23 protein-coding genes are annotated in these 25,623 nt (G+C 69.5%); 9 read left to right on the forward strand and 14 right to left on the reverse strand.

Annotated elements, in window-relative coordinates:
- The first annotated feature begins 77 nt into the window (after positions 1 to 77).
- On the forward strand, positions 78 to 854 hold the full coding sequence (locus WDLP6_RS24925; protein WP_162569824.1) for a hypothetical protein: 777 nt from the start codon (positions 78 to 80) through the stop codon (positions 852 to 854).
- Positions 851 to 1,726: an FkbM family methyltransferase gene (locus WDLP6_RS24930; RefSeq protein WP_162594517.1), complete on the forward strand. Its 876-nt coding sequence runs from the start codon at positions 851 to 853 to the stop codon at positions 1,724 to 1,726. The genes WDLP6_RS24925 and WDLP6_RS24930 overlap by 4 nt, the downstream gene beginning before the upstream one ends.
- Here WDLP6_RS24930 and WDLP6_RS24935 read toward each other — a convergent pair.
- The 6 genes from WDLP6_RS24935 to WDLP6_RS24960 form a co-directional block, all read right to left on the reverse strand.
- Positions 1,723 to 5,463, reverse strand: coding sequence for a beta strand repeat-containing protein (locus WDLP6_RS24935; RefSeq protein WP_162594518.1), 3,741 nt, complete (start codon positions 5,461 to 5,463; stop codon positions 1,723 to 1,725). The genes WDLP6_RS24930 and WDLP6_RS24935 overlap by 4 nt on opposite strands.
- Positions 5,464 to 5,637: 174 nt before the next feature.
- Complete coding sequence (locus WDLP6_RS24940) at positions 5,638 to 7,356, reverse strand: ShlB/FhaC/HecB family hemolysin secretion/activation protein (RefSeq protein WP_162594519.1); 1,719 nt, start codon at positions 7,354 to 7,356, stop codon at positions 5,638 to 5,640.
- Complete coding sequence (locus tag WDLP6_RS24945; RefSeq protein WP_162594520.1) at positions 7,353 to 9,485, reverse strand: CHAT domain-containing protein; 2,133 nt, start codon at positions 9,483 to 9,485, stop codon at positions 7,353 to 7,355. The genes WDLP6_RS24940 and WDLP6_RS24945 overlap by 4 nt, the downstream gene beginning before the upstream one ends.
- A gap of 210 nt (positions 9,486 to 9,695) precedes the next feature.
- Complete coding sequence (locus WDLP6_RS24950; RefSeq protein WP_162569829.1) at positions 9,696 to 10,058, reverse strand: SPW repeat protein; 363 nt, start codon at positions 10,056 to 10,058, stop codon at positions 9,696 to 9,698.
- 80 nt (positions 10,059 to 10,138) lie between these two features.
- A complete protein-coding gene (gene katE, locus WDLP6_RS24955; protein WP_162594521.1) occupies positions 10,139 to 12,316 on the reverse strand; it encodes a catalase HPII in 2,178 nt (725 codons plus the stop codon).
- Positions 12,317 to 12,366: 50 nt separating this feature from the next.
- Entirely contained in the window at positions 12,367 to 12,513 is a 147-nt protein-coding gene (locus tag WDLP6_RS24960) for a hypothetical protein (RefSeq protein ID WP_174259899.1), read from the reverse strand.
- 299 nt (positions 12,514 to 12,812) lie between these two features.
- On the opposite strand from WDLP6_RS24960, the gene WDLP6_RS24965 reads away from it, so the two are divergent.
- Positions 12,813 to 13,631: a transglutaminase-like domain-containing protein gene (locus WDLP6_RS24965; protein WP_162594522.1), complete on the forward strand. Its 819-nt coding sequence runs from the start codon at positions 12,813 to 12,815 to the stop codon at positions 13,629 to 13,631.
- Positions 13,632 to 13,646: 15 nt separating this feature from the next.
- Here WDLP6_RS24965 and ligD read toward each other — a convergent pair whose 3' ends face one another.
- Positions 13,647 to 16,214: a DNA ligase D gene (gene ligD, locus WDLP6_RS24970; RefSeq protein WP_162594523.1), complete on the reverse strand. Its 2,568-nt coding sequence runs from the start codon at positions 16,212 to 16,214 to the stop codon at positions 13,647 to 13,649.
- 11 nt (positions 16,215 to 16,225) lie between these two features.
- Positions 16,226 to 17,170 (reverse strand): non-homologous end joining protein Ku, encoded by a 945-nt coding sequence (ku, locus tag WDLP6_RS24975; RefSeq protein ID WP_162594524.1) that lies wholly within the window; start codon positions 17,168 to 17,170, stop codon positions 16,226 to 16,228.
- A gap of 153 nt (positions 17,171 to 17,323) precedes the next feature.
- Here ku and WDLP6_RS24980 point away from each other — a divergent pair, with 153 nt between their 5' ends.
- On the forward strand, positions 17,324 to 17,707 hold the full coding sequence (locus WDLP6_RS24980; RefSeq protein WP_162594525.1) for a hypothetical protein: 384 nt from the start codon (positions 17,324 to 17,326) through the stop codon (positions 17,705 to 17,707).
- Between the two features lie 4 nt (positions 17,708 to 17,711).
- Here WDLP6_RS24980 and WDLP6_RS24985 read toward each other — a convergent pair whose 3' ends face one another.
- Together WDLP6_RS24985 and rpe are read right to left on the reverse strand one after the other, a co-directional pair.
- The gene (locus WDLP6_RS24985) at positions 17,712 to 18,725 is read right to left on the reverse strand and encodes a succinylglutamate desuccinylase/aspartoacylase domain-containing protein (RefSeq protein WP_162594526.1); all 1,014 of its coding nucleotides are present in this window, start codon (positions 18,723 to 18,725) and stop codon (positions 17,712 to 17,714) included.
- A 53-nt stretch (positions 18,726 to 18,778) separates the two neighbouring features.
- Entirely contained in the window at positions 18,779 to 19,474 is a 696-nt protein-coding gene (gene rpe / locus WDLP6_RS24990; protein ID WP_162569836.1) for a ribulose-phosphate 3-epimerase, read from the reverse strand.
- Between the two features lie 106 nt (positions 19,475 to 19,580).
- Here rpe and WDLP6_RS24995 point away from each other — a divergent pair, with 106 nt between their 5' ends.
- From WDLP6_RS24995 to WDLP6_RS25010, 4 genes are all read left to right on the forward strand, one after another.
- Complete coding sequence (locus WDLP6_RS24995) at positions 19,581 to 19,967, forward strand: DUF4345 family protein (RefSeq protein WP_162569837.1); 387 nt, start codon at positions 19,581 to 19,583, stop codon at positions 19,965 to 19,967.
- 37 nt (positions 19,968 to 20,004) lie between these two features.
- Positions 20,005 to 20,256, forward strand: a complete 252-nt coding sequence (locus WDLP6_RS25000; RefSeq protein WP_162569838.1) for a hypothetical protein — start codon at positions 20,005 to 20,007, stop codon at positions 20,254 to 20,256.
- 48 nt (positions 20,257 to 20,304) lie between these two features.
- A complete protein-coding gene (locus WDLP6_RS25005; protein WP_232077304.1) occupies positions 20,305 to 20,670 on the forward strand; it encodes a copper-binding protein in 366 nt (121 codons plus the stop codon).
- An 87-nt stretch (positions 20,671 to 20,757) separates the two neighbouring features.
- Positions 20,758 to 21,402 (forward strand): FABP family protein, encoded by a 645-nt coding sequence (locus WDLP6_RS25010; RefSeq protein WP_162594527.1) that lies wholly within the window; start codon positions 20,758 to 20,760, stop codon positions 21,400 to 21,402.
- An 85-nt stretch (positions 21,403 to 21,487) separates the two neighbouring features.
- On the opposite strand, the gene WDLP6_RS25015 is transcribed toward WDLP6_RS25010, so the two are convergent.
- Positions 21,488 to 22,696, reverse strand: a complete 1,209-nt coding sequence (locus WDLP6_RS25015; RefSeq protein WP_162594528.1) for a M20 aminoacylase family protein — start codon at positions 22,694 to 22,696, stop codon at positions 21,488 to 21,490.
- A complete protein-coding gene (locus WDLP6_RS25020) occupies positions 22,693 to 23,658 on the reverse strand; it encodes a Bug family tripartite tricarboxylate transporter substrate binding protein (protein ID WP_162594529.1) in 966 nt (321 codons plus the stop codon). Before WDLP6_RS25020 ends, WDLP6_RS25015 begins: the two co-directional genes overlap by 4 nt.
- A gap of 90 nt (positions 23,659 to 23,748) precedes the next feature.
- Here WDLP6_RS25020 and WDLP6_RS25025 point away from each other — a divergent pair, with 90 nt between their 5' ends.
- Complete coding sequence (locus WDLP6_RS25025) at positions 23,749 to 24,699, forward strand: LysR family transcriptional regulator (RefSeq protein ID WP_162594530.1); 951 nt, start codon at positions 23,749 to 23,751, stop codon at positions 24,697 to 24,699.
- A 188-nt stretch (positions 24,700 to 24,887) separates the two neighbouring features.
- Here the strand turns inward: WDLP6_RS25025 and WDLP6_RS25030 are convergent, their stop codons facing one another.
- Positions 24,888 to 25,136 (reverse strand): hypothetical protein, encoded by a 249-nt coding sequence (locus WDLP6_RS25030; protein ID WP_162594531.1) that lies wholly within the window; start codon positions 25,134 to 25,136, stop codon positions 24,888 to 24,890.
- Between the two features lie 10 nt (positions 25,137 to 25,146).
- Positions 25,147 to 25,587: a cupin domain-containing protein gene (locus WDLP6_RS25035; RefSeq protein WP_162594532.1), complete on the reverse strand. Its 441-nt coding sequence runs from the start codon at positions 25,585 to 25,587 to the stop codon at positions 25,147 to 25,149.
- Between the last annotated feature and the right edge of the window lie 36 nt (positions 25,588 to 25,623).

A 25,623-nucleotide genomic window follows, 5' to 3' on the forward strand; every position in this document is an offset into this window, starting at 1 on the left:
CCCCATCGCGTTCCATCCTTCACATCCGCAGGCGAGGCCGTGCTGACCGCGTCCGCGCCAGTTCGCATAATGCGCAGATGCTCGACCCGCAGGCCCTGAAAGCCCTCCGCCCCTTCGTCGCCACGCCGTGCTATGCCGCGACGATGAGTTCGGTCTACGTGCGCAGCCTCATGGGCCTGGTGAATGCGGCCTGGACGCATGGTTTCTCGATGCAGACGCGCTTCCTGGAAGGCGACAGCCTGGTCACGCGCGCGCGCAACCGGCTGGTGGCCGAGTTCATGGCCGATGCGCGCTGGACCCATCTGTTCTTCATCGATGCCGACATCGGCTTCGAGCCCGAAGCGGCGCTGCGCCTGCTGCGGGCCGGCCGCGAGGTGGTGGCCGGTGTCTATCCGCAAAAGACCGAGGGCTGGCCCGAGCATGGGCTGGCGGCGCCTTTGCCGGCCGGCAGCACGCGCGCCGACTTCGAGGCGCGGCATGCGAAGTTTCCGCTCAATGCGCTGCCCGGCACGCGGGCCGAGGACGCCGACGGCTTCGTCGCCGTGGCCGATGCGCCGACCGGCTTCATGCTGATCGCGCGCAGCGTGTTCGTGCGGCTGGCCGCGCGCCATCCCGAGTTGCGCTACACGCCCGATGCGGACACCGATCCCGCCGCCGCCGCGTGGCCGCACTACCGCTTCTTCGACACCCTGGCCGAGCCCGGCAACGGCCGCTACCTGAGCGAGGATTTCGCCTTCTGCCGGCGCTGGCGCGAAGCCGGCGGCCAGGTCTTCGCCGACCTGCGCTCGGACTTCATCCACCACGGGCAGCGCAGCTACACCGGCAGCCTCGCGCGCAGCCTCGCGCAGCGATGACGCACGCGCGCCTCGATGGCCGGGCCGTGCGCGATCTGCTCGCGCCGCAACGCGCGACCGAGGTCGTCGACGTAGGCGCCAACCCGATCGATGGCCCGGCGCCCTATGCCGCGATGCTCGCGGCCGGCCTGTGCCGCGTGACGGGCTTCGAGCCGCAGGCCGATGCGCTCGCCGCATTGCAGGCGCGGCAGACACCGAACGAACACTATCTTCCGCACGCCGTGGCCGATGGCGCGATGCACACGCTGCATGTCTGCCGCGGCAGCGGCATGACCAGCCTGCTCGCGCCCGACGCGGCCACGCTCGCGCTGTTCGCGGGCCTCGTGCCTCTGGCCGAGGTGCTGGCGCGCGAGCCGGTGCAGACGCATCGGCTGGATGAACTCGCGGAGATCGATGCCATCGACCTGCTCAAGCTCGACGTGCAAGGCAGCGAGCTGATGGTGCTGCAGGGCGGCCGCACGAAACTCGCGCAGGCGGTCGCGGTGCACACCGAGGTGTCCTTCGTGACGCTCTACCAGGGCCAGCCGCCTTTCGGCGAGATCGATCGCGAACTGCGTAGGCAAGGTTTCATGCCGCACTGCTTCGACCAGATCAAGCAGGGGCCGATCGCGCCCTGCGTGGTCGAGGGCGACCAGGGCCGCGGGCTGCGGCAACTGCTCGAGGCCGACATCGTCTACGTGCGCGACATCGCGCGACCCGCGCCGATGAGCGACGAGCAGCTGCGCCAGCTGGCGCTGATCGCGCACTGCGTCTACGGCTCCTTCGACCTCGCGCTGCGCTGCATCGTGCTGCTCGAGGCGCGGCATGCGATGGCCGCGAGTTCGCAGCAGCGCTATGCGGCGCTGCTCAACACGCCGCGATCGACCGGCTAGAAATCCGCGCAGCCGTTGCGCCGCTCCGTGTCCACGCAGCTCGTGAGATTGGGCCGCGAACGCACGCGCGTCCATTCGCGCGCGAGGATGTCGCCGCCCTGGTCGGCGCGGTCGCCTTCGAGCGGGCCGGTGGCGAAGCAGATCGGCGGCGGCCCGATGTTGCGGTCGTAGGTCCAGGTGTTCGGCAGGTCGCGCAGCACGTCCGGCATCGGCAGCTGCACGAACCCGCCGACCACCAGCTGCCCCGGTATCACGTTGACCGCGTAGCCCGCGGCCGATGCGAAGACGCCGTTGATCGGGTACACGCCCGGCGGACTGGCCGGGCCCGCCGGCGAACTGACGAAGCCGGGGAGGCCGGCGGCGGTGTCGCCGAGGATCAGGCCGGTGATGCTGTAGATGAAAGGCGGATTCGGCAGCCCGCCACGCCGCGAGGCATCGCCGATCACCACCGTCGCCGTCGGCTGCTGCACATAGATGAAATGGTTGTCGGTCGCCGACACGGTGACGCCGCACAGCCCGAGGTAGGCGCAGTGGTAGAGGTTGGGCAGCAGCCCCGAGCCGAACAGGCCGCCGCGCGTCTCGCCGATCCAGGTATCGGCCCACACGCGCCAGGGCGCACCCGCGATGGTGTAGGCCGCGAGATTCTGGAAGCGTGCCGCAGCGACGAGATCCGCGCCGCCGGTGGTGCTGACGTTCGTGCCGAGCGAGAGATCGCCGGTGAGCGTGCGCACCAGCGCGCTGCCCGCGGCCATCGAGGTCGCGCTGACCGGCTGCGGCAGGTTGGACGCGGCGTCGTAGCCCGTGACCGTGGCCGAGCCCAGCGTCAGCGCATTGGCATCGGTGTATTCGAAGCGGCCGGCCGCGCCGCCCGCCACGGTGCCGACATCGTTGCCCGGTTCGTTGAGCAGCACGTTGCCGCCGCTCGATCGCGCGAGCAGCGTGCCGGCCGTGATCGTCGCGCCGGCGGCCTGCGTGATGTTGCCGCCGCTCAGCAGGCCGAGCTGCGGCGTCGCGACCGGTGCGCCGAGCGTGATGTTGCCGCCGCCGCCGTTCTGCAGCGTCAGCGGCGAGGCCAGCGCGAGCGGGCCGACGACGTCGATGCCGCCCGCGTGCAGGTTGCTGCCGGCCACGATCGTGCCGGCCGTGATGCGCGTGAACTCGTCGGCGCTGATGGCGAAGCCGCTGGCCGCGGTGCCGCCGAGCGTGATCGGATTCGCGGTGAGGTCGCTCGCATTGCCCAGCGCGTCGACGCCGCCCGGCCGCAGGTCGAGCACGTTGCCGGCGCGCACCGTGCCGCTGATGTCGAGCGCATCGCCCGCGCCGCCCGTGGCTGCGCGCAGCACGACGTTGTGGTTGCCGTCGACGCGCGAGGCCACGCTGCCGGTCACCGCGGTCGCCGCCCCGATCAGGACGCCCGGATCGGCGCCCTGCGATGCGCCGGTGATCTCGATGTTGCCGCTGCCGAGCGCGGTGACGACGGAACTGTTGACCACCGCCACGCCGTTGCCGCCGCCATCGATGGCGGCCGCCTCGTGCAGGCCGTGCAGCACGATGTCGCCGTCCGTGCTGCGCAGCGTGGTGCCGTTGATCTCGATGCCGTAACCCGGGCTGACGATGCCGCTCGACGAGATGCCGCTGCCCACGCCCGTGATGCGGATCGCGCCCAGCGTCGTGGAGACGCTCGTCGCGACCGCGTTCGCGCCCACGGTCGAGATCATCTGCACGCCGGTGCCGTTGGTGCCGCCGATGCCGGTGATCGACACGTTGCCGGTCGAGCTCTGGATCGTCGTGTCGGTGATCTGCACCACGTTGTTGAAGACACCCGTGGTGGGCGAGCGCGTGCCGGTGATGCTGACCGAGCCGCCCGGGTTGGTGTCGAGCTGGCCGATGCGCGTGTCGATCTGCGTGTTGTTGAGAATGATCGGGCTCGCGCCGGTGTCGCGGCTGCGCGCATTCATCACCACGTCGCCGCCGTTGGTGGTGATCACGCCGTTGAAACCGATGTTGCCGTTCTGGTCGGGCAGCGCGCCCAGGCCGGCGTTGAACACCACGTTGAGCGGACCGGCGCTCGAGCGGATGGTCGCGTTGGTGTTGAGCGCGTTGATGCCGAGGTTGGCATCGACCTCGAAGGTCAGCGGCGCGGTGCCCACCGTGCGGTCGATCAGCACGCCGCCGCCGAAGTTGACGTTGCCGGCCGTCGCCGGGCCGGACGTGCCGGTGGTGATGGTGACGCCGGTGCCGGCATTGAGCGCCGCGTTGATGTCGCCGTCCTGCACGGTCGAGGTCGCGATCGGGTCGAAGGGATTGGTGGGCAGCGTGCCCGCGGCCGCGCCGTTGACGATGGTGACGTCGAACGGGTCGATCAGCCAGGTGCCCGCGCGGCCGGCCGGCGCCGAGGCGTCGGTGCGCAGCCCGAGCAGTTCGATGCCGCCGTTGGTGTCGCCGGCAGGCACGGCGAAGCCGCCCGAAGTCTCGATGAAGCCGCCATCGCCGCCGCCGGGGCCGCCCCGGGCCGACAGCGTGCCGTAGGCGCGCAGCGTGCGCTCGCCGAGCAGCTGGATCTGGCCGCCGTTGCCGGTGCCGGTGGCATCGGCACGGAGGGTGCTGCCGGCGGTCATCGCAATCGCACCGGTGTCCGGCGCACCGGCGACGGCGGACGCGCGCAGCGTGATGCTGCCGCCGCCGGCCTTGCCGCTGGCATCGAGCGTTGCCGGGTCCAGCACCGAGAAGGTCTCGTCGATCGGCGTGTAGGAACCGATCAGGATGCCCTGGCCCGTGGCCGTGATCGTGCCGCCCTTCACGCCTTCGCCGTGGCCGGCGACAGTCACCTCGCCGCCGGCCAGCGTGATGCCGGCCGGCGCGCTGCCGCTGTCGAGGGCGATCTCGCCGTTGCGCGAGCTCAGCGAACGCGCGCGCAGCACGCCGTCCACGTTGACCACGCCCTGCGCGACCTCGCTGCCGGCGGTCGCCATCAGCACCACACGGCCGCCGTCGGCCTGCACCGTGCCGCTGTTCAGCACGCTGCTGAACAGGCCCGGCGAGACCTTGAAGGTGGTGAGCCCGTCGCCTGCGAAGTCGATCGTGACGCCATCGGCCGACACCAGGCCGGCGGTGCCGTGGTTGGCGACCAGGCGGCCGCTGTTGCGCACGTCCGCGCCGATCAGCGCCACCGTGCCGCCGCCCGTGGCGGTGATGCTGCCCTGGTTCTCGACCCGGCCGCTCAGGCCGCCCTGCTGGTTGAATTGGAAGCTCTCGGTGCCGCCCATGAACGCGTCGTTGCTGGTGCCCATCTGCAGCGTCGATGCGACCAGGCCGCCGACGTTGACCGACGAGGTGCCGGTGAACAGCACGCCGCTCGGGTTCACCAGGAACACGCGGCCATTGGCCGTCAGCGAGCCCGCGATGGTCGACAGGCCGCCGCCGGTCACGCGGTTGAGCAGGATGCTGGTCGCAGCGGGCTGCGTGATGTTGACTGCGTTGCCGACGCCGATCGAGAAGCCCTGCCAGTCGACGATGGCGCGCTGCGTGGTCTGCGTGATCGGCAGCACGCTGCCGCCGGCCGTCGGCATGCCCACGTTGACGGCGCCGCCGCGCACGGTGAAGTTGTTCCAGGTCGGCAGGATCTGCGCCATGGCCGGCGCGGCGCCCATGCAGGCCAGCGCCAGCGCCACCGGCCGCATGGCGAAGCGCACGCCTTGCGCGCGCGCCGCGCGCCGAGAAGAGAGGGCCTGCTTCATTTCAACTGCTCCAAAGCGCCTCGCGCGACTCGCGACGAATGAACGCAGCGGCAAGCAAAGCGACGCCCGTTCGGGAAACACCGCGGAACCGGCTTTGCCGGGCCGCCGGTGTTGCCCCCGGTGAGGGGGTTGGCGAAGCGACACGAAGTGCGCGAAGCCTGGGGGAGAGTTTCATCAAAACACCTTTTGGGCCTGGATGAAGAGGCGGGGGTTGTGGCCGCCGCCGTCGGACTGCGCCGGCCGCGTGCCCTGGCGCCATGCCAGCGTGGCGTTGATGCTGAAGTTGCCGGGCCGCGACCACGAGATGCCGAAGCCGAGGCCGCGCAGGCTGATGTTGTTGGCGGTGTCGAAGAGCGTCGGCGCACGCGTCAGCTTGCCGCGCGAGGCGTCGTAGAACGCGAAGGGCGTGAGTTCCTCGTTGTACGACCAGCGCCACTCGGCGGTGCCGATCAGCCCCTGGTCGACCAGCGCCTCGTCGGACGAGTAGGCCCGCACCGCGCGCGGGCCGCCGAGCGCGAGCTTCTCCGAGGCGTCGAGGTTCTTGCTCGCCCACTGGCCGCCGAGCGCCAGGTAGAGCGAGTGGCGCGGCAGGATGGCCTGCAGGCGCGACATCTGGAAGGTCAGCTTGCTGAAGCCGCCTTCGGTGTGGTGGCCGGTGACGCCCTGGTCGAGAGACAGACTCTCGCCATCGCGGATGTCCAGGTTGCCGTGGTAGAGCGTGCCCGAGCTGGCCCAGTAGCCGCCGCCGAACACTTCGTCGCGCCGCTCCCAGGTCCAGCCGAGGCCGAGCCCGTGCACGCGCTTCTTCGAGGTGAACGAGACCGCATCGAGCTCGTCCCTGAGGTCTTTCACGTCGGCGCCCAGGCGCAGGAACAGGTTCTGCTGGCGCTGCCGGATCAGCGGGTAGTTGAGCGAGACGTCGAGCACGTTGGCGCGGCCCTGCGCATCGAGATCGGCGAACTGGCCGCCCAGCGAATAGCTGATGCGCGACAGGCCGATGCCGGCGCGCAGGCCGCTGGTGCCGATCGGCGCCTCGTAGGCCAGCCGGCCGAGCTGCAGCTTGTCGCCGTCGGACACCAGCACGCGCGCATCGAGGTTGTCGCCGATGCCGAAGGGGCTCAGCCAGCGCACCGTGCCGCCCACGCGATAACGGCCCGATTCCAGCGTGCCGTAGTTGTCGGCCTCGGCCGCGAAGGCGAAGCGCGGCGCCGCGGCGACCTCGACGCTGAGGTCGGTGGTGCCGGCCTGCACGCCTTCCTGCAGGCCCGAGGACACGCGCACGCCGGGCTGGTCCGACAGCAGCAGCATCGCGCGTTCGTAGCGCTGCGCATTGACCGCCTGGCCGGGTGAAAGCGGCGCCAGGAAGCCGCGCACGCGCGCTTCGCCGAGCGGCGCATCGGGCGCGACCGCGACATCGATCTTGCCCAGGCGGCCTTCGATGATGCTGATCTCGACCACGCCGTCGCGCACCGTCTGCACCGGCACCACGGCCTGCGCGAGGAAGTAGCCGCGCTCGCGGTACCTGGCGGTGATGGCCTGCGCCAGCGATTGCAGGTCGTCGAGCGTCACCTCGCGGCCGATGTAGGGCTGCGTGGTGCTGCGCAGCTCCTCGTCGGTGAGCGCCTGCGCGCCGTTGAGCCGCAGGTCGTTGAGCTTGAACGAGGCCGCCGGTGCGGGCGGCGCAGGCAGGCTTTGCGGCGCGGCCGGGGCCTGCGCGATCGGGCGGTCGCAGCTGCCGCACGGGTCCTTGGTCGGCAGCAGCACCGGTGCCGCGTCCGCCGCATGCGCGCGCTGCGCGGCGACGGCCAGGGCCAGCGCGACCAGCGATCCCGCGGCCAGCGCGACCGGATGCAATGAACGGGCGTGTCGTGCGTGAATGGGCGTGCGCTTCATCCCGGCGCCCCCACCTTCAGACGCCAGTTGCCGATCAGGTTGAACGGCGCCCAGAAAAATGGATGCGACATGCGGGGTTCCTTCAGTACGGCCAGCTGGCCGGCCTGCATGGCCAGCTGGATATCCTTGCCCTTGGCCAGCTCGGCATAGAGCGTGCTCATCAGGATCTCGGTCGCGTCGTCGGACACCGGCCAGAGCGAGGCGATCAGCGTCGAGGTGCCGGCCGACAGGAAGGAGCGCGTGAAGCCCAGCACCTCGTCGCCCTTCTCGATGCGGCCGAGGCCGGACTCGCAGGCCGACAGCGTGACCAGCGCATTGCCCTGCATCGGCAGGCCGAGGATCTCCTGCGCCTCGAGGAAGTTGTGCTGGCCGTTCTCGTTGGCCAGCAGGATGCGCGAATACAGCGGATCGACCTGGTCGGCTTCCGCGTGCGCCGCCACGTGCAGCAGCGGCGCGCGCGAGGCGACCTCGCGGAACTGCGTCTTGGTCGCCGCGGCGCCCATGTAGACGCTGTTGCGCGGGAAGGACTTCGCCAGCTGCCTGACCTCGGCCTCGGCGCCGGGCAGGTCGTACTTGTCCTCGATGCGCGGGTTGCCGAAGGCGGTGAGCACGGCATCGACCTGCGGCGAACGCTGCGCCAGCCGCACCGCGATGCTCATCGACGGCGCCACTGAAACGGGGTGCGTCTCGATCACGTAGCGGCCGTCGAGCCGCAGCGCCTGGAAGGGCAGGTAATGCAGCGGCCCGTGCGGCACGATGATGAGCCGCTCGCCGGCCGCGAGCCGGAGCGGGCCGAGCAGCGCGGCGCCGAGCTTGTCGGCATTGGCGATCGCCGCGCGGCGCCCGCGCACCACCGAGTTGCGGAAGGTCTCGACCGCTTCGTTCAGGTCGTCGCGCTTGATCGGGATGCTGGTCGCACGGATGTCGGTCGGGCTCACGACCCAGACCTGCAGGCGCTCCGGCAGCGAATGGAACTGCACCACGCGCTCGTCCGGCCGCAGGGTGCGCTGCAGCGTCGCGAGGTCGACCGTGGCCGCGGCTTCCTCGCTCACGCGCGCGCGGCCGCGCACGGCGTCGAGCAGCGCGCGCGAGCGGCTGCGCTCGCTGACCTCGAAGGCGCGGCGCGTGTCGCCGATGTCGCTGTAGAGCCCGACCCCGCGCTCGAACACCGTCTGCAGGTCCGAGAACAGCCCCATCTTGAATTCCTCGCTGCGGAACTTGGCGCGCACGCCGTCGACGTCGCCGAGCGCATGGCCCACCGCTTCGGCCGCGGCCTGCTTGTCGCCCAGCGCGAGATCGCTCTGCGCCACGCCGTCCCAGGCCCAGAGCTGGAAGTAGCCGCTGTCGACGCCGGCCTGGCGCAGGGTCAGCTGGCGGTAGAGATCGCGTGCCTCGGCCGGCTTGTTCTCGGCCAGCAGCAGGCGCGCGCGGGTGCGGTCGAGCTGCGCGGCCAGCGAGGCCTCGCGCGGCGGCGGCAGCGTGCCGAGCAGCTGCCGCGCGCGCGGCGCGTCGCCCGATTCGATCAGCGCGTTGACCAGCGAGGCCTGCACCAGCGGCGCATAGCGCTGCGAGCTGTTGGCGAGCGCCGTGTCGTAGCTGGTCACCGCGATCGCGTAGTCGCCGCGGCGCGTCTGCACGTCGCCGATCACCTTGTAGGCCGGCCCGACCACCAGCTTGGGATCGCGCGCCGGATGCTTGAGCGCCTCGCGCGCGAACTCCTCGGCCTTGTCGAGCTGGCCCGAGTAGCTGTAGACGATGGCCAGATCGCGGTTGGCCATCGCCAGCAGGTTCGGGTCGCGCGTGGTGTTGGCCAGGTGCAGCGCCTTGCTGGCGGCGCGCACGCTCTGGCGGAATTCGCCGGCCTCGGCCAGCGCGACGGCCTGGCTGCAGTACTGGTAGCCCGAGAGCTTGATGCTGTCCTGCGCGTAGAGGATGGCGCCGTCGTTGGTCAGCGCGAGCAGGGTGTCGGTGTCGGCCAGCCGCGCCTGCTCGGCCTTGCTCGCCGCCGCCTCGGCGTCGGGCGCCTGCGCCACCGCCCATTGCATCGCGGCGAGTGCGCCGGCGCCGAGCGCCAGCACGATCCACCTGCGCGCGCGGCGCGCCCATCCGAAGCTCGACAACCGTTCCATTCGACCCCCGCGCGCTGCCTGTAGGCCCGCAGTGCGCGAACCACCGACGCCGCGAAAGTGCGCGCCTCTCAGACCTCGTGCTGAAAGTCTAGGAGCGGGGTCCGACCCCGCCTATTCGCAATACGGTCTAGCGCAAAGGGCGTAGGCCCGGTCCGTCCCCGGCCCGGCGCGGGCCGGGCCTTCGAAAACGGATGCGATCCGCCGTGCGGCTCAGTGCGCCGCGCGATGCCAGCCGGCGCTGTAGTCCTTGTCGGTCAAGAGCGTCCACAGGGCCAGCGCCGCGATCACGATGCCGGTGACGACGGCCGCGAGCATCGCGTCGCGCTGCATGCTGAAGTCGAGCACCCAGGGCGAGGCGATGAGCCACAGGCCCAGGATGCCTTCGCTCCATTCCTCCCATGCGCGCGGCACGAAGATCGCGCCCAGCGCGGCCGCGATGAGCAGCAGGCCGACGAGGACCGCGTTGCTCATCGCGTTCATCGTGTCCTGGAAGCCCAGTGCCCAGGGCGAAAGAATGACCCATACGCCGAGGATGGCATTGACGAGGTCCTGCCAGTGTTTCAGTCGCTTCATGATCACACCTCCTATGGCCGGCCGGATGCCGGCAGGTGTTGGATCGGGCGCGGGCGGCGATGTTCCTGGCCGATGCCGCCTCAGGCCGGCACGGCATCCACGTTCGGCCGGTCCCAGTGCCGGTGCTTCGCGATCGCGGCGATGAAGTCCTGCGCGATCTGCGTCGCGGCCGTGCTGTCGCCGAGGTTGGTCACCGGCGTGGCGGCCACCACCACACCCGGCGGCGGCGACTTCTGGCCGGGGCCGATGCCCAGCGTCGCGAGCAGCTGCACGCCCTCGCCGACCGTGCAGATCGCCTTGCAATGCTTGTAGGCCTCGAGCACGAAATGCACCGCATCGCCGTTGCGCGCGAGCGCTTCGACGCCGTGGCTGCCGGCCGGCACCAGCACGGCGTCGAACATGATCGAAGGCATGTTGACGAAGGTGGCATCGACCTCGAGCTGCCGCTTCGACGCGCTGGCGACGGTGCCCAGGCGCGGGCCGACCATCCTGCATTGCGCGCCGGCCGCCTCGATCGCTTCGCGGATCGGCTTGAGCGAGGCCGAGTCGATGCCGTCCGCGGCCAGGATCGCGACCTTGCGGGTCTTCACCGAACCGTCGCCGGTGTCGAGCATGCTGAGCGCCGGCGATTCGGAGATCGGCAGCGTGTCGCGATGGTCGCGAAAGCCCGCGCGGCCGGCCGCCGCCTTGGCGTCGGGCGCGCCGATGCCCAGCGGCTCGGCCACGCGGCGCGCCAGCTTCTCGTCGACGTGCGCGAGGTTGTCGACCATGCGCTGGCGGATCGCCGGCACCGCGACCTTGGACAGCTCGAAGCGGAAGGCCGCGATGATGTGTTCCTTCTCCGGCACGCTCTGGCTGTTGAAGAAAAGCCGCGCCTGGGTGAAGTGGTCGTCGAAGGACGGACTGCGCCGCCGTACCTTGGGCGGCTCGATCTCCTCGGGGAAGGACTGGAAGCCGGCGCTGCCGCCATCGACCCGGAACTCCTTGCCGTCGGCCAGCGAGTTCGGCTCGTACGCGACCTGCCCGCGCGCGATGGTCTGGCGGTGCATGCCGTCGCGCTGGAAGTTGTGGAACGGGCACACGCCCTTGTTGATCGGCAGCTCGTGGAAGTTGGCGCCGCCCAGGCGCGAGATCTGCGTGTCGGTGTACGAGAAGAGGCGCCCCTGCAGCAGCGGGTCGTTCGAGAAATCGATGCCCGGCACGACGTGGCCCGGATGGAAGGCCACCTGCTCGGTCTCGGCGAAGAAGTTGTCCGGATTGCGGTTCAGCACCATGCGGCCGATCTTCTGCACCGGCACCATCTCCTCGGGCAGCAGCTTGGTCGGGTCGAGCAGGTCGAAGCCGTAGGCATGTTCCTTGTTGGCCGGGATCATCTGCACGCCCAGTTCCCACTCGGGGAAGTCGCCGTGCTCGATCGCTTCCCAGAGGTCGCGGCGATGGAAGTCGGCATCCTTGCCGGCGATCTTCTGCGCCTCGTCCCAGAGCAGGCCGTGGATGCCGAGCCTGGGCTTCCAGTGGAACTTGACGAAGTGGCTCTCGCCGCGCGCATTGACAAAACGGAAGGTGTGGATGCCGAAGCCTTCCATCATGCGCAGGCTGCGCGGGATGGCGCGGTCCGACATCGCCCACATCAGCATGTGGGTGCTCTCGGGCATCAGCGAGGCGAAATCCCAGAAGGTGTCGTGCGCGCTGGCGGCCTGCGGCATCTCGTTGTGCGGCTCGGCCTTGACGGCGTGGATCAGGTCTGGGAACTTGATCGCGTCCTGGATGAAGAACACCGGGATGTTGTTGCCGACCAGGTCGTAGTTGCCTTCGCGCGTGTAGAACTTGACGGCGAAGCCGCGCACGTCGCGCACCGTATCGGCCGAGCCGCGCGAGCCGGCCACGGTCGAGAAGCGCACGAACACCGGCGTCTTGACCGCCGGGTCCTGCAGGAAATCGGCCGCGGTGAACTGCGACATCGACTTGTAGACCTCGAAATAGCCATGCGCCGCCGAGCCGCGTGCATGCACCGCGCGTTCGGGGATGCGCTCGTGGTCGAAGTGGGTGATCTTCTCGCGCAGGATGAAGTCCTCGAGCAGGGTCGGTCCGCGCACGCCGGCCCTGAGCGAGTTGTGGTTGTCCGGGATCTGCACGCCCTGGTTGGTGCTGAGCTGCGCGGCGGGGCCTGTGGTGAAGGCGGCCAGCTGGTCCTGCTTGGCATTGCTGCCGTCGCTGGTCTTCGGGCGACGGGCAGCCGCCTTGTTCTGTGACGTCATCGGAATTCTTTCAATAGAGAGGAGAAGCGGCGCCTCCCGGCGCCGCGGTATCAGCGGGCTTCCGCTTCGAAGAACATGTCCAGCACGCTGACCACCGCCACCACGCCGACCAGCCCTGCCGCGACGGCGACCGCCCAGACCAGGAAGTTGCCGATCCACCCATTGCTCAGGACGCCGGACAACGAGGAAAACTCCATGATTCGCTCCAAGGCCTTCGATTGAACAAGCGGCATGCGGGGCAGGCATGCCATGGACGGTGCACCAGCTTAGGTCCAGGCCGTGCGCAAACCCGTAGTGGCCGCGCGCCCCGGGGTGTGGGAGCGGCGATCTGTTCACGGTAGGAGCACACTGACGGCCTCGCGCTGCGTCCCCCGCCTACGCGGCTTCGGGCTGGTTTCGGCGCGGCGGCACGGCATCGATCGATAGGATGCGCCGAAGGCCGGCATCAAAGATGCTTGCATCGCCTCACTGCTTTCAACAGGACGACTGCCGCAACATGCTCATCCGAATCGGCTACGACATCGAACTCGGTGTCACCGCGCCCACCGCGCTGATCTACATGCTGCAGGTGCATCCGTCGCGTGCCGCCGACATCCCGGCCGGCGAGGCGATCACGATCAGCCCGCCGCTGGCCACCGACCACTACCGCGATGCGTTCGACAACCAGTGCGCGCGCGTGCATGTGCCGCTCGGTGTCGGCAGCGTGCGGCTGCGCAACACGGCGGTGGTGCACGACAGCGGCCTGCCCGATCCGGTCGACGCCGGCGCGATCGAGCACGCGCCCGCCGATCTGCCCACGCACACGCTGGCCTTCCTGCTGCCCAGCCGCTACTGCGAGGTCGACAGCGAGCTGCTGCCATTCGCCTGGGCCCATTTCTCCGGCACGGCGCCGGGCTGGCCGCGGGTGCAGGCGATCTGCGATTTCGTGCACCGGCACCTGCGCTTCGACTACCAGCGCGCACGCGCCAACCGCACCGCGCTCGAGGCCTGGCGCGAACGAATCGGCGTCTGCCGCGACTTCACGCACCTGGCCGTCACGCTGTGCCGCTGCATGAACATCCCCGCCCGCTACGTGACCGGCTATCTCGGCGACATCGGTGTGCCGCCGGTGCCCTATCCGATGGACTTCAGCGCCTGGTTCGAAGTCTGGCTCGGCGATCGCTGGCACACCTTCGATGCGCGCCACAACACGCCGCGCATCGGACGCGTCGTGATCGCGCGCGGGCGCGATGCGGCGGACGTGCCGATCACGATGGTGTTCGGTGTCAACAAGCTTCAGCGCTTCGATGTGGTCACGCAGGAAGTCAGCGCTTGAGGTGGCGTCGCACCCTCACGGCGGCGCATGGCCCAGCTTCTTCATCGCCGCGCCCAATCCCTTGCGGCTGGCGTCCATCGCGGCCCAGGGCCGGTTGCCGACGGCGAGGCGCTCGGCCGCGTTGCGCACGGTCCATTGCGCGGCGCTCTGCAGCGCCGGCAGCTCGTCCCAATCCAGCGGCACCGAGATGCCCAGCCCCGGACGCGAACGCGCCGACCACGCGCTGACCGTGGTCGCGCCGAAGCCGTTGCGCAGGTAGTCGACGAAGATCTTGCCGACCCGGTTGCGCGGACCGCTCCTGGCCACGAAGCGATCGGGAATGGTCTCGGCCAGATGCGCGACCACGGCCTGCGAGAAACCCTTCACCGCGTCCCACCCGTAGCGGCGGCGGATCGGCACCACCACGTGCAGGCCCTTGCCGCCGCTGGTCTTGAGAAAGGCCGGCAGGCCGAGCTCGGTGAGCAGCGTCTGCACCAGCAGCGCGGCCTCCTGCATGCGCGCCCAGGCAACGCCTTCGCCCGGATCGAGGTCGAAGGTCATGCGGTCGGGCTGGCCGATCGCGTTCGAGGTCGCGTTCCAGGTGTGGAATTCGATCACGTTCATCTGCGCGGCCGAGAGCAGCCCGCGTTCGGCATCGATCTGCAGCAGCGGATCATGGTCGGGGTCGAGCGCTGGATCGAGCAGCTTCACGCCGGGCAGCTCGCTTTTCTGCGCATGCTTCTGGAAGAAGAGCTCGCCGCCGACGCCATCGGGCGCGCGCACCAGCGCGACCGGCCGGCGCTTCAGGTGCGGCAGCATGAGCGCGCCGACCTGCGCGTAGTAGGCGACCAGCTCGCCCTTGGTGATGCCGCTCGCCGTGTCGATCACGCGCTCGGCGTGGGTGATGCGCATGTCCATGGGTTTCGATGCTCCTTGACGGGGCCCACGCGCGGCCGGTGCGGCAGCGGCGCAAGCGATGGATGAAAGGGCTTGCGGCGTCTCGCGCCGGACCTCGGCCGCAGGCTTGTCGATGCGCAGGCCCTGGAAGGCCGAATGGCGAATGCGCCCTTCGTGCGTCCACGCGCCGAACACCACCTCGGCCACCAGCACGGGCCGCACCCATTGCGCCTTGACGCCGGCGGGCCGGGTCGCGAACGGGCAGTCGCCGGTCTGCTCGCGGTCGAGCCTGGCCTTGATGTCCTTCAACCGGCCGGCATCGAAGCCGGTGCCGACATTGCCGCAGTACTGCAGCATGCCTTCGTCGTCGTACACGCCGAGCAGCAAGGCGCCGAAGCCCGCGCGCGCGCCCTTGGGCGCGGTGTGGCCGCCGATCACGAACTCCTGCCGCAGCTGATTCTTGAGCTTGATCCAGTCGGGCGAGCGCCGCGACACGTAGCCCGAGCCCTTGCGTTTGCCGACGATGCCCTCGAAGCCGAGGCGCGCCGCGGAAAGCAGCAGGTCGCGCGGCGCGGCCTCGAAGGCTTCGCTCATGCGCAGCGGCGGAGGCGGCCTGTCGCCGAGCAGCGCGGCCAGCCGCGCCCGGCGTTCTTCCACCGGCATGGCGCGCAGATCGCGGCCGTCCAGGAAAGGCGCATCGAAGAGCCAGTAGACGATGGCGTTCGTCGACGCGCGGTCGAAGGCATTCTGCAAGGCCTGGAAGTCGGGCGCGCCCTGCGCGTTCTCGACCACGATCTCGCCGTCCAGCCAGGCCGAACGCGTGGGCAGCTTCGCGAGGGCCTTCGCCAGCGCGGGCAGCCTGTCGGTCCAGTCGTGACCGTTGCGCGTGATGCAGCGCACCTTGCCGCCGTCGATGCGGGTCAGCAGCCGATAGCCGTCGAACTTGAGTTCGTAGAGCCAGTCGCCGGGCGATGCGGGCGGCGCGGCGACCAGCGTCGCGAGCTGCGGCGAGAGTTCGGGCGGCAGCGCCGCCTTGGGTGCCGGGTTCTTGCGCGCGGCGGGCTTCGGCGCCGTTGCCCTGGCGGCCTTGGCCGCCGCGGACGTCTTCTTCGGTGCGGAGGCCGGCAGGTCGTCGACGCCGCGGCCGCTCAGCACGCTGTCGGGCAGCGCTTGGACCACGTCGTAGTCGGCGAGCGGCCGGGCCGCGTCGTCGTGCTCCTTGATCAGCAGCCACGGTTCCTGCTTCTCGCCATGGCCGCGCATGCGCACCAGCGTCCAGTGGCCATGCAGCTTCTCGCCGCGCAGCTCGAACTTGAGCTTGCCTTCGGCGAGCGCCCGGCGCGCGTCGCCCTCGGGCAGCCACTCGCCGCGGTCCCAGACGATGACGCTGCCGGCGCCGTACTGCTTCGGCGGGATGGTGCCTTCGAAGTCCGCATAGGACAGCGGATGGTCCTCGACGTGGACGCCCATGCGCTTGACGCTGGGATCGAGGCAAGGCCCCTTGGGCACGGCCCAGCTCTTCAGGGTGCCGTCGAGCTCGAGCCGGAAGTCGTAGTGCAGATGGCTCGCATGGTGCTTCTGGATGACGAAGGACAGCACGCCCTTGCGCTGCCTGCCGCCGCCGCCGGCCCGAGGCTCCGGCGTGCGCGCGAAGTCGCGCTTGCCGTGGTAGCGGGCCAGCGATTCGCGCGCGCTCGCGTGAGCCATGGCCTCCGGCCTCAGGCTGCCTTGCGGCGCGGCGCCGACTTGGCCGTCGCGCGCTTGGCGGCCGCCTTGCGTGCGGCCGGTTTCCTGGCACTGCGGGCGCCGTCATCGTCGTCGCCATCGTCCGCCGCGGCGGCCTTGCCGCCCTTGCGCAGGCTGCGTTGCAGCAGCTCGGTGAGATCGAGGATCTTCGCGCTGCCCTGTCCCTCTTCGATCGGCTCGGGCTGGGTCACCTGCTCGGTCTGACCGGCTTCGACCTTGCGGTCGATCAGCTGCATGATCTCGTCCTTGAACGAGTCCTTGAAGGCATCGGGATCCCAGTCCGAGCTCATGTCATCGACCAGCTGGCCGGCCATCTTGAGCTCGCGCTCCGACAGGCCGGCCTGCTTCGCGTTCTCGGACGGCAGCGGCAGATCCTTCCACGAGCGGATGTCGGCGCCCCAGCGCAGCAGGTTCAGCACCAGCCCCGGGCCGACGGGCACCAGCACCGCGAGGTGCTGTTTGGTCTGGATCACGACGCGCGCCACGCCGACGCGGCCGCTGCGCTGCAAGGTTTCGCGCAGCAGTGCGTAGACCTTGGCGCCGCGGTGGATCGGCGCCACGTAATAGGGGCGCTCGAGGTAGACGAAGGGAATGCCGTTGGCGGGAACGAAGGTCTCGATCTCGATGGTCTGCGTGGTCTTGGGATAGGCGGCGGCGATCTCCTCGTCGCTCAGCACCACGTACTGGCCATCCTCGTACGCGACGCCCTTCACGATCTGCTCGCGCTGGATCTCGCGGCCGGTCTTCTTGTTGATGCGCTTGTAGCCGACCGGGTCCATGGTGCGCTTGTCGAGCCAGTCGAAATCGATGCCGTGGTCGACCGTGGCCGAATACAGCGCCACCGGGATGTGGACCAGGCCGAAGCTGATCGCACCCTTCCACAACACGCGCGGCGCAGGGGTCTTGGATGTAGCCATGGCGAGAACCTCCAGCCTTGTAAACTAAGTCGCGTGGCCGCGCGCCGGTGTAGGAACGCGGCGGCGCGCGGCGTCAGGGCCGGACGCGGCCGGCGCGCCGGCGATGCCGAAAAACCGACTCGCGAACCCCAACTGCGGATCCTCCATTCACCTATGAAGAAACATGCCGTCCTGATCACGCTGACCCTCCTGAGCACCTTCAGTGCCTGGGCCCAGCGCGGCGCCTACGTGTACGAGAACGACCGCCGCTATTGCGCCAGCGGCAGCTCCGGCGTCGACTTCGACCGCTGCATGCGGCGGCTTCGGCATGACCGCGAACGCAACGAGCGCGACAGGTACGAACAACGCGAATACGACGGCCGCCGGCAATGGGCGGAACCGCCCGCGCCGCCGCCCCCTCGGCAGTGGGAAGGCCCGCCGCCGGCCGAGCGGCCGAGGCTGAGCGACATGCAGCAGCGCGCCCTGGACAACTGCGCCATGCTGGCGCCGCGCGACCAGCCCCGATGCCGTGCGACGGTGATGTCGACCGTGCGCTGAGCCCTCAGGACGCGCGGGCCGGCGGCGCTGGCCGCTGCAAGTCGCGCTCGCTCTCGACCGCGAAATAGAACCACTCGGTGCCGGGCAGTGCGGCCGAGTTGGGAAACACGATGAAGCCGTCGCGCTCGGCATGCAGGATGCTGCCGTCCTCGCGCACGCCGATCGGCTCGCCGCGCGCGACCGGATCGAAGGTGGCCCACTCGCGCACGAACTGGTCGTCCTCGTGCTGGCGGTCGGTCACGCTGACGAGCCGCAGCAGCTTCGGCCGTGCCGGCGGCGGCGCATCCGGAACCGGCGCGACCATGCCGAGCAGCCGCAGCGCCGCGAGGATCGCCGCCTGCGCGACATCGGGCGCGGCCGGGTCGGCATGCTGGCCGCATTCGAGCGTGACGCCATAGCCGCCGCGGCTTCGCATGTACTCGTTGGTGCCCCAGCCGAAGGCCAGCGCCGCCTCGTCGGCCGGCCGGCCGCCGGCACGCTGCGCCAGCCCCGCGGCATAGATGTCGAGCCAGCCCTCGACCACGCGCGAGGTGCCCAGATGCAGCGCGAGCTGGCCTTCCTCGAAGGCGCGCGCGAAGGGCTCGAGCGTGCCGCTGTTGTCGCGCGGGCCGATCATCGCGAAGGCTTCGCCCTCGCTCTGGAACGAATGCAGGTCGAGCAGCACGTCGTGCTGCGCGAGCAGCGGGCACAGCACATCGGTGATGCGGCCTTCGTAGTCGGCGGGACCGTCGCCGGGCCGGCTGGGACGGAACAGGCGGTTGAGGTTGCGCTCGCCTTCGCGCCGGCCGAGGCGCCGCGCAAGGGGGTTGGCGACCGGCACCATCGTCAGCCGGCCGCGCAGCAGCTGCAGCGCGCCGGCATCGAGCTCGGCCAGCGTGCGCTCGATGCCGGCGGTGCCGCAGGTCTCGTCGCCATGCACGCCGCCGATCACGATCAGCCGCGGGCCCGGCTGCAGGGCGGCGAAGCCATGGATGCGCAGGGTGTCGCCGGCGATCGGCTCGGTGCGTGAAACGGTCATCTCGCTGGCCATCCTACAGGCCGGCCTCGGGCGGTCCTACCGTGTTTTCGCTATCAGGCCTTGCGCACGGCGCCGAGTTCGGCGTGCATCGACGCGATCACGCCCGCATAGTCCTTCGCGCCGAACACCGCGCTGCCGGCCACGAAGGTGTCGGCGCCCGCGCTCGCGATGCGCGCGATGTTGTCGACCTTGACGCCGCCGTCGACCTCCAGCCGGATGTCGCGTCCGGTGGCGTCGATGCGCTTGCGCGCGAGTTCGATCTTGCGCAGGGCCGAGTCGATGAAGCTCTGGCCGCCGAAGCCGGGGTTGACGCTCATGATCAGGATCAGGTCGATGTCGTCGATCAACCAGTCGAGCACTTCCAGCCCGAGCCCCGGATTGAAGACCAGCCCCGCCTTGCAGCCGGCCGCCTTGATGGCCTGCACGCTGCGGTGCGCATGCGGCGATGAATCCGGGTGGAAGCTGATGTAGTCGGCGCCGGCCTCGGCGAAGGCGACGGCCAGCGCATCGACCGGATGGATCATCAGGTGGACGTCCATCGGCACCGGCGTGCCGTCGGGCTTCTGCGCGTGCGGCTTGAGCGCGCGGCAGACCATCGGGCCGAAGGTGAGGTTGGGCACGTAATGGTTGTCCATCACGTCGAAGTGAATCCAGTCGGCGCCGGCCGCGATCACGTCGCTCACTTCGGCGCCGAGGCGCGCGAAATCGGCCGAAAGGATGGAGGGTGCGATACGAAACGGGCTGCTCATGGTGACAATTGTCGCAGGGCAGGCTCCAATGCAGGCTGCGTCGGGCATTCCGATGCGTGCCGGCCCGGCTCGAAGGCCATTCGCAAATCGGAGCGAGGAAAAAACAATGAGTCCTGATACACCCCTGCTCGCAGGCCAGATCGTCGTGCGCGTCTGCCTGTTCCTGGCGGCCGCCATCTCGCTGTTCGGCGGTTCGCTCCAGATGGTTCTCGGGCAGCCCGACACCAGCCCGCGCCTGGACAACGTCCACCGCTTCATGGCCGGCATCTATTTCTCGATGGGGCTGATCTGCATCTGGACCGGGATCACCGTGCGCCAGCAGGACGTCCTGATCTACCTGATCGCATTCGGCATCCTGCTCGGGGGCATCGGCCGGCTGGTGTCCATGCGCAAGGTCGGGCTGCCCGAGCCGAGGGCGGTGTGGCTCGGCTACCTGATCCCGGAACTGGTCCTGCCCTTCGTCATCGCGATCGCGCACTGCGCGGGCAGTTGAAGTCGCGGGCCCATGGCCCGATGGCAGAATTCCCCGCATGCCCCAAGTCCAAGTCACCGTCGCGAACCTCAGCGGACATGCCCAGACCGTCCATGTGTTCGACACCCTCCGGGGCGGCACGCGCCCCGTCACGGGCAGCCCGTTCTCGCTCGGCCAGGGCGATCGATCGGCGCCTTTCGGCGTCAATGCCGACCCGCGCGGACACGGCCTGGTCGCGTTCCGGTGCGCGAGCGGCGTCACCTCGTCGGGCATCGAGGTGAGCGAAGGCGCGAACATCGCCATCCGGTGACGGGTTGCGGCCACCATCAACTCCCCAGGCCGACCGAGGAACGAACACATGTCGATGGCGCTGCACCCATGGGCCCTGGCCGGGATGAGTCTCTTGCTGATGAGCGTTGCATCGGCGCAGCCCACCGAGCGCCGGCCGGTCGAGCCCGCGCACGAAGCGGCGCCGGTCTTCACGCGTGCGCGCTTCACCTCTACGCACGAAGAAGCCGACGGCAGGCTCTATGTCCGATTGAAGCTGCTGCCGAGGTCCAAGATTCCGTTCACCACCCAGACCTTCCGCGTGGCCGACCGCGCGCTGCTGGCGGGCATTCCCGAAGGCGCCTGGGTCGAGTTCACCTCGAGGCACGTCGAAGGCGAGAACCGGGTGACGGCGATCCGGGCCGTTGCAGAATGCAGGCGCTTTCAGACCTGCTGACCGGGCCGCCGTCGTCGAGGCGTCCGCCCGAATCAGGCGGACGCGGCGATCCCGGAACGGCCAACCGATTCCCCACCTGGAGTCCTCATGTACCACTACCCCGCGGACATCTACACGGAACCCGAACCGAATGCCGACACGCTGGCCAACCTCGGCCCGCTTTCCGGCATGGCCGGCATCTGGTCCAGCGCTGCCGGCCAGGACGTCAATCCGAAGCCTGACGGCCCCGAGCATCAGCGCTTCATCGAGCGCTACGAACTCCAGCCGATCGACGCCCAGACCAACGGGCCGCAGCTTTTCTACGGGCTGCGCTATCACACGCGGATCGTGAAGCCGGATGATCCGGAGACCTTTCACGACCAGGTCGGCTACTGGCTGTGGGAACCCGCCACGCACGCCATCCTGCTGACGCTGTCGATTCCCCGTGGCCAGACCGCGATGGCCACCGGCCAGGCCAGTCCCGATGCGAAGTCCTTCACGCTCGAAGCCGTGCGCGGTTCGCTCACCAACGGCATCGTGTCCAATCCTTTTCTCGAGCAGGCGTTTCGCACGGACCGCTTCACGATCAAGGTCGACATCCACGCGGATGGCACCTGGTCGTACGAGCAGGACACGCTGCTGACCATCCCCGGCCAGACCGAGGCGTTTCACCACACCGATCGCAACCGGCTGCACAGGATCGCCGAGCCCACACCCAACCCGACGGCGCTGGCGGCGCGACAGGCGGCCTAGGGGCTCAGGTCATGCCGGCCCGATCTGCGTGGCGGATTCAGCCGGTCGAGGCAACACGCTGGCCTGTTGGAGATTCGGATCTTCGTCACTGGGCCACTCCGTCGGCGAGGCTGCGGCGTGCCACTGCCGCGAACCAGGCGGCGCCGATCGGGATCAGCGCGTCGTTGAAGTCATAGGACGGGTTGTGCACGAGGCACGGGCCCGGACCGTGCCCGCCGTCGCGATGCCCACCATCGCCAGCGCCGATCAGCATGTAGCAACCAGGCACGCTCTGCAGCATGAAGGCGAAGTCCTCGGAGTTCATCAGCCGCGGAGCATCGCCGTCGACCTGGTCATGGCCGAACATCTCGACGGCGACGGCCTTGGCCAGCTCGCTCTCGCGTGGGTGATTGACCAGCACCGGGTACGAGCGTTCGAAGTCCAGCCGCGCCGTGCAACCCATCGCCTGCGCGGTGCCGGCGACGATCTCTCGCATGCGACGCTCGACCAGATCGAGCACCGCTGCGTCGTGCGACCGCACAGTGCCGGCCAGCCAAGCCGAATCCGGGATCACGTTGACGGTGTCGCCACCGTGCAGTTGCGTCACGGACAGCACAGTACCGTCTTGCGCCGGCCGGTTGCGCGACACGATGGTCTGCAGCGCGGCGAGGATCTGCGCCGCGCACACGAGCGGGTCGTTCGCCGCATCGGGTTGCGACGCGTGGCCGCCCTTGCCCTGCACGTCGATGCGAAAGCGGTTGCTCGACGCGAGGAAGGGGCCGGTGCGCACCGCAAACCGCCCCTGCGGCGCGCCCGGCGAATTGTGCATCGAGAACACCGCGTCGCAGGGGAAGCGCTCGAACAGGTCGTCGTCGATCATCGCCTTCGCGCCCGCTTGCCCGCCTTCTTCGGCGGGCTGAAAGATGCAGTGCACGGTACCGTCGAAGCCGCCGTCGCGCGCCAAGGCCCAGGCGGCGGCGAGCAGCGTTGCGGTGTGGCCGTCGTGCCCGCATGCGTGCATCCGGCCAGCGTGGCGGGAGCGATGCTTGAAGTCGTTGACCTCCTGCATCGGCAGCGCGTCCATGTCCGCCCGCAGGCCGACCATGCGCTCGCTGTGGCCGCGCCGCAGGCGGCCGACAACGCCGGTGCCGCCGATGCCGGTCGTCACTTCCCAGCCCCACTCTCGCAGGCGTTCGGCGACGATGCCGGCGGTCCGGTGCTCGGCGAAACCGAGCTCGGGATGGGCGTGCAGGTCGCGCCGGATGCGGGCGAACAGCGGGTTGGCGAGTACGTCACGCAGCGTGACGTCGCTCATTGCATCCGCGCCCGAATGCTGCGCGCCTTCGCTTCGTCTGCTGCGATGCGCCCGGCGAAGCCGCTGCGTTCGGCGGCACCGACCACTGTGAAGCCAAGATCGCCCAGAGACGCGGCCAGCGTCTTGTCGGCCAGCGCCGCCTCGAGCGCGCGACGCACGTGGTCCAGGCGTTCCGGTGCGAGCCCCTTGGGTGCGAACAGCCCGATCCAGCCTCGCGCTTCGATCCCGCTGACGAGCTTGCCTTCGTTGAGCGTCGGCACATCCTTCAACAACGGATCGCGCTGGAGCTGGGCCAGGCCGATCGCCTTCAACCGGCCGGCGCGCAGGTGCGGCAGTGCCGTGCTCGGAACCAAGATCGCGAGATCGATTTGGCCTCCGATAACGTCGTTGACGATGGGCCCAGCGCCCTTGTATGGCACGTGCACCATACGCACCTGGGCGCGCTGTTGCAGGTCTTCCATCGTCAAGTGTTGAAACGTACCGACGCCCGGGCTGCCGTAGGTGATGCTTTCGGGCTTGGTGCGCAACTGCTGGATCAGCTCGTCCAGCGTCGACTGCGGCAGATCCTTGCGCGCGACGAGCAGCGACGAGTTGGTGGCGATCGCGCCGATCGGCGTGAAGTCCTGCGTCGCATAGCGCACGTTCGGATTCAGCACTGGGGCGAGCACGATGTCGTTGTTGGTGCCGGCCAGCAGCGTGTAGCCGTCTGCAGCGGCGGCAGCGACCTTCGCGGCACCGAGCGCACCGCCGACACCGCCGACGTTGTCGATCACGAACGTCGCGCCTAGCGCCTTCTGGAGTCTCGGCTGCAGCAGGCGCATCGCGGCGTCGACCGACCCCCCGGCGGGGAACGGCACGACGATCTTGATCGGACGGTCCGGATAGGTCTGAGCGTGGGCGAAAGGCGTCGCGAGTGCGGCGCCCATCATCAGCGTAGACAGGATCTGGCGGCGGGTTGTCATGGTGGCGGCTCCTTGAAGGGGTCGCTCCATTGTCTGGAAAGCGCAGCGGCGAGCGGCGCAGAATGCGTCGGAGGTATTCAAGGATCGAATATGTCCAAGCCGCCTGTCGCCTTGCCCGCCTCCACGCTTCTGAACCGCCTGCTCGCGCGAACACGTCTGCGTCAGCTGCAGGTGCTTGTGCGCGCAGCCGAGCTGGGCAGCATCCAGCGTGCGGCCCACGAGGTTGGCCTCAGCCAGGCCGCCGCGACCAAGGCCGTCGGCGAACTCGAGCGGCTCGTCGAGGTGCGCCTGCTCGAGCGTCACGCGCGCGGCGTGCGCCCGACTGCAGTCGGCCACGACCTGCTGCCGCTCCTGCGCGGCATGCTGGGCGCTCTGCACGGCTGCGCTGAAGCGCTCGGCGCGCACAGCCAGCGCGGCGGAGAGTTGCTGCGCATCGGCGCCATCACGGGTGCGGTAACGGCGCTTCTGACACGGGCCCTCCCCTCGTTTGCCGACCGTCATCAAGGGGTGCATGTCGAACTGACCGAAGCGACGCCGGAGGTCCTGTATGCCGGCTTTGCCGACGGGCGGCTCGACGCGCTGCTGGTGCGGCGGCCGGCGATCGCGGCCGTGGGCAGTCGATTCGAGCCGCTCTACGATGATCGGGCGCTGGTGTGCTGCGGGCCCGACCATCCGCTGGCGCGACGCCGGGAGGTGAGGCTGCCGCAACTGCTCAACGAGGAATGGCTGCTGCCGCCGCTCGGTTCGCTGATGCGCGAGGCCTTCGAACGGCTGTTCGAGCCCTTCGGTCGGGCGCCTGCTCGAACGCGGCTGACTACACGCTCGCTGCCCCTCGTGCTGCTGTCCTTGCGCGACCGCCGGGTGCTCGCGATGGCACCGGCGAGCAACGTCGATCGCTTCGTCGAAGCGGGGCTGCTGCACGCGCTACCGGTGGACTCGCTCCACGCGTTGCCGCCGGTGGGAATGCTGTTGCCGGAGATGGGCGCCAAGGGCGCCGCATTGAATCTTCTGGAAACGCTTCTGCGGCAGCGCGCCGAATGAAGGGCCGGTAGCGTTTCCCGGTACCGCTCTGGGTTCAATGACTTGGTGCGTTGTGCGCATTCAGGAATCTGCGCCGAACGACCGGTTGAATCCGCCGTCGGCACGCTCACCGACTCGAGCATGGTTGTCGCCCGCAAGTCCGGCGATCAGAATGATCCCCGGGACCTGCGGCCCATCGAACAGCCGCCTCAATCCTCCCCCCATCGCCAGCGCGGCGGCTCGCCCTTGAGCCAGCACGCGGCGACGAGGAGCAGGGTCAGCACGGTGGCGAGCACAACGAAAGCGACAGGCTCGCGGTCCGGACGGAAACGCAGTGCGGCCACGCCCAACAGCACGAAGTACACGACCAGCACAGCCCAGCCTTGCCAGCGCGACGGAACACCCCAGCCCCAGCCATAGCGCTTGGCTGGGAACCAGTATTCGGGCTCTGATGACATCGCACGCGTGCTATGCGCCGGCCGGCGGCGCGGCCGGGACCAGCCCGTAGCGGGTCATGACGGCGATCAGCGCGGCCTTGTCCGGCGGGCCGCCGGCACCGACCACGCTGGCGACATCGCGAAAGTACTGCGCGCCGATGTCCGGCGACTGCACGACGAGCGCGCGTGCCGGTGCCGCGAAGGGATTCGAGAACTGATGAACGCTGCCTTTCGGGCTCGACATGGTCTCGCCCGCGGCGAGGTCGCGCGTCTGGTCATCGACCGAATAGCGCAACGTTCCTTCCAGCACATAGATGCACTCGTCGTTCCTCGTGTGGCTGTGCGGTGGCGGCACGTTCGAGCCGGGCGGCACCGTGAGCTCGAACATGCCGACACTGTCGGTCTGCGACCCATCCACGAGATAGCGGATGGACAACTGGCCGGCGCGGATGGTCGCTGAAGGATCGGTCATTTCATTTCTCCATGGAGTCGAACAGGAAAGAATGCG

It is taken from the genome of Variovorax sp. PBL-E5 (assembly GCF_901827185.1).
GTDB lineage: Bacteria > Pseudomonadota > Gammaproteobacteria > Burkholderiales > Burkholderiaceae_C > Variovorax.

Excerpts from the sequence above, each read along its gene's own strand:
- WDLP6_RS24980 (WP_162594525.1), top strand. The coding sequence starts at position 17,324 with ATGAAGAAACATGCCGTCCTGATCACGCTGACCCTCCTGAGCACCTTC.
- WDLP6_RS24985 (WP_162594526.1), bottom strand. The coding sequence starts at position 18,725 with ATGACCGTTTCACGCACCGAGCCGATCGCCGGCGACACCCTGCGCATC.
- WDLP6_RS24945 (WP_162594520.1), bottom strand. The coding sequence starts at position 9,485 with ATGGAACGGTTGTCGAGCTTCGGATGGGCGCGCCGCGCGCGCAGGTGG.
- WDLP6_RS24940 (WP_162594519.1), bottom strand. The coding sequence starts at position 7,356 with ATGAAGCGCACGCCCATTCACGCACGACACGCCCGTTCATTGCATCCG.
- WDLP6_RS24935 (WP_162594518.1), bottom strand. The coding sequence starts at position 5,463 with ATGAAGCAGGCCCTCTCTTCTCGGCGCGCGGCGCGCGCGCAAGGCGTG.
- WDLP6_RS24950 (WP_162569829.1), bottom strand. The coding sequence starts at position 10,058 with ATGAAGCGACTGAAACACTGGCAGGACCTCGTCAATGCCATCCTCGGC.
- rpe (WP_162569836.1), bottom strand. The coding sequence starts at position 19,474 with ATGAGCAGCCCGTTTCGTATCGCACCCTCCATCCTTTCGGCCGATTTC.
- WDLP6_RS24925 (WP_162569824.1), top strand. The coding sequence starts at position 78 with ATGCTCGACCCGCAGGCCCTGAAAGCCCTCCGCCCCTTCGTCGCCACG.
- WDLP6_RS24965 (WP_162594522.1), top strand. The coding sequence starts at position 12,813 with ATGCTCATCCGAATCGGCTACGACATCGAACTCGGTGTCACCGCGCCC.
- katE (WP_162594521.1), bottom strand. The coding sequence starts at position 12,316 with ATGACGTCACAGAACAAGGCGGCTGCCCGTCGCCCGAAGACCAGCGAC.
- WDLP6_RS24930 (WP_162594517.1), top strand. The coding sequence starts at position 851 with ATGACGCACGCGCGCCTCGATGGCCGGGCCGTGCGCGATCTGCTCGCG.
- WDLP6_RS25010 (WP_162594527.1), top strand. The coding sequence starts at position 20,758 with ATGTACCACTACCCCGCGGACATCTACACGGAACCCGAACCGAATGCC.
- WDLP6_RS25020 (WP_162594529.1), bottom strand. The coding sequence starts at position 23,658 with ATGACAACCCGCCGCCAGATCCTGTCTACGCTGATGATGGGCGCCGCA.
- WDLP6_RS24995 (WP_162569837.1), top strand. The coding sequence starts at position 19,581 with ATGAGTCCTGATACACCCCTGCTCGCAGGCCAGATCGTCGTGCGCGTC.
- WDLP6_RS25015 (WP_162594528.1), bottom strand. The coding sequence starts at position 22,696 with ATGAGCGACGTCACGCTGCGTGACGTACTCGCCAACCCGCTGTTCGCC.
- ligD (WP_162594523.1), bottom strand. The coding sequence starts at position 16,214 with ATGGCTCACGCGAGCGCGCGCGAATCGCTGGCCCGCTACCACGGCAAG.
- WDLP6_RS25005 (WP_232077304.1), top strand. The coding sequence starts at position 20,305 with ATGTCGATGGCGCTGCACCCATGGGCCCTGGCCGGGATGAGTCTCTTG.
- WDLP6_RS25030 (WP_162594531.1), bottom strand. The coding sequence starts at position 25,136 with ATGTCATCAGAGCCCGAATACTGGTTCCCAGCCAAGCGCTATGGCTGG.
- WDLP6_RS25025 (WP_162594530.1), top strand. The coding sequence starts at position 23,749 with ATGTCCAAGCCGCCTGTCGCCTTGCCCGCCTCCACGCTTCTGAACCGC.
- WDLP6_RS25000 (WP_162569838.1), top strand. The coding sequence starts at position 20,005 with ATGCCCCAAGTCCAAGTCACCGTCGCGAACCTCAGCGGACATGCCCAG.
- ku (WP_162594524.1), bottom strand. The coding sequence starts at position 17,170 with ATGGCTACATCCAAGACCCCTGCGCCGCGCGTGTTGTGGAAGGGTGCG.
- WDLP6_RS24960 (WP_174259899.1), bottom strand. The coding sequence starts at position 12,513 with ATGGAGTTTTCCTCGTTGTCCGGCGTCCTGAGCAATGGGTGGATCGGC.
- WDLP6_RS25035 (WP_162594532.1), bottom strand. The coding sequence starts at position 25,587 with ATGACCGATCCTTCAGCGACCATCCGCGCCGGCCAGTTGTCCATCCGC.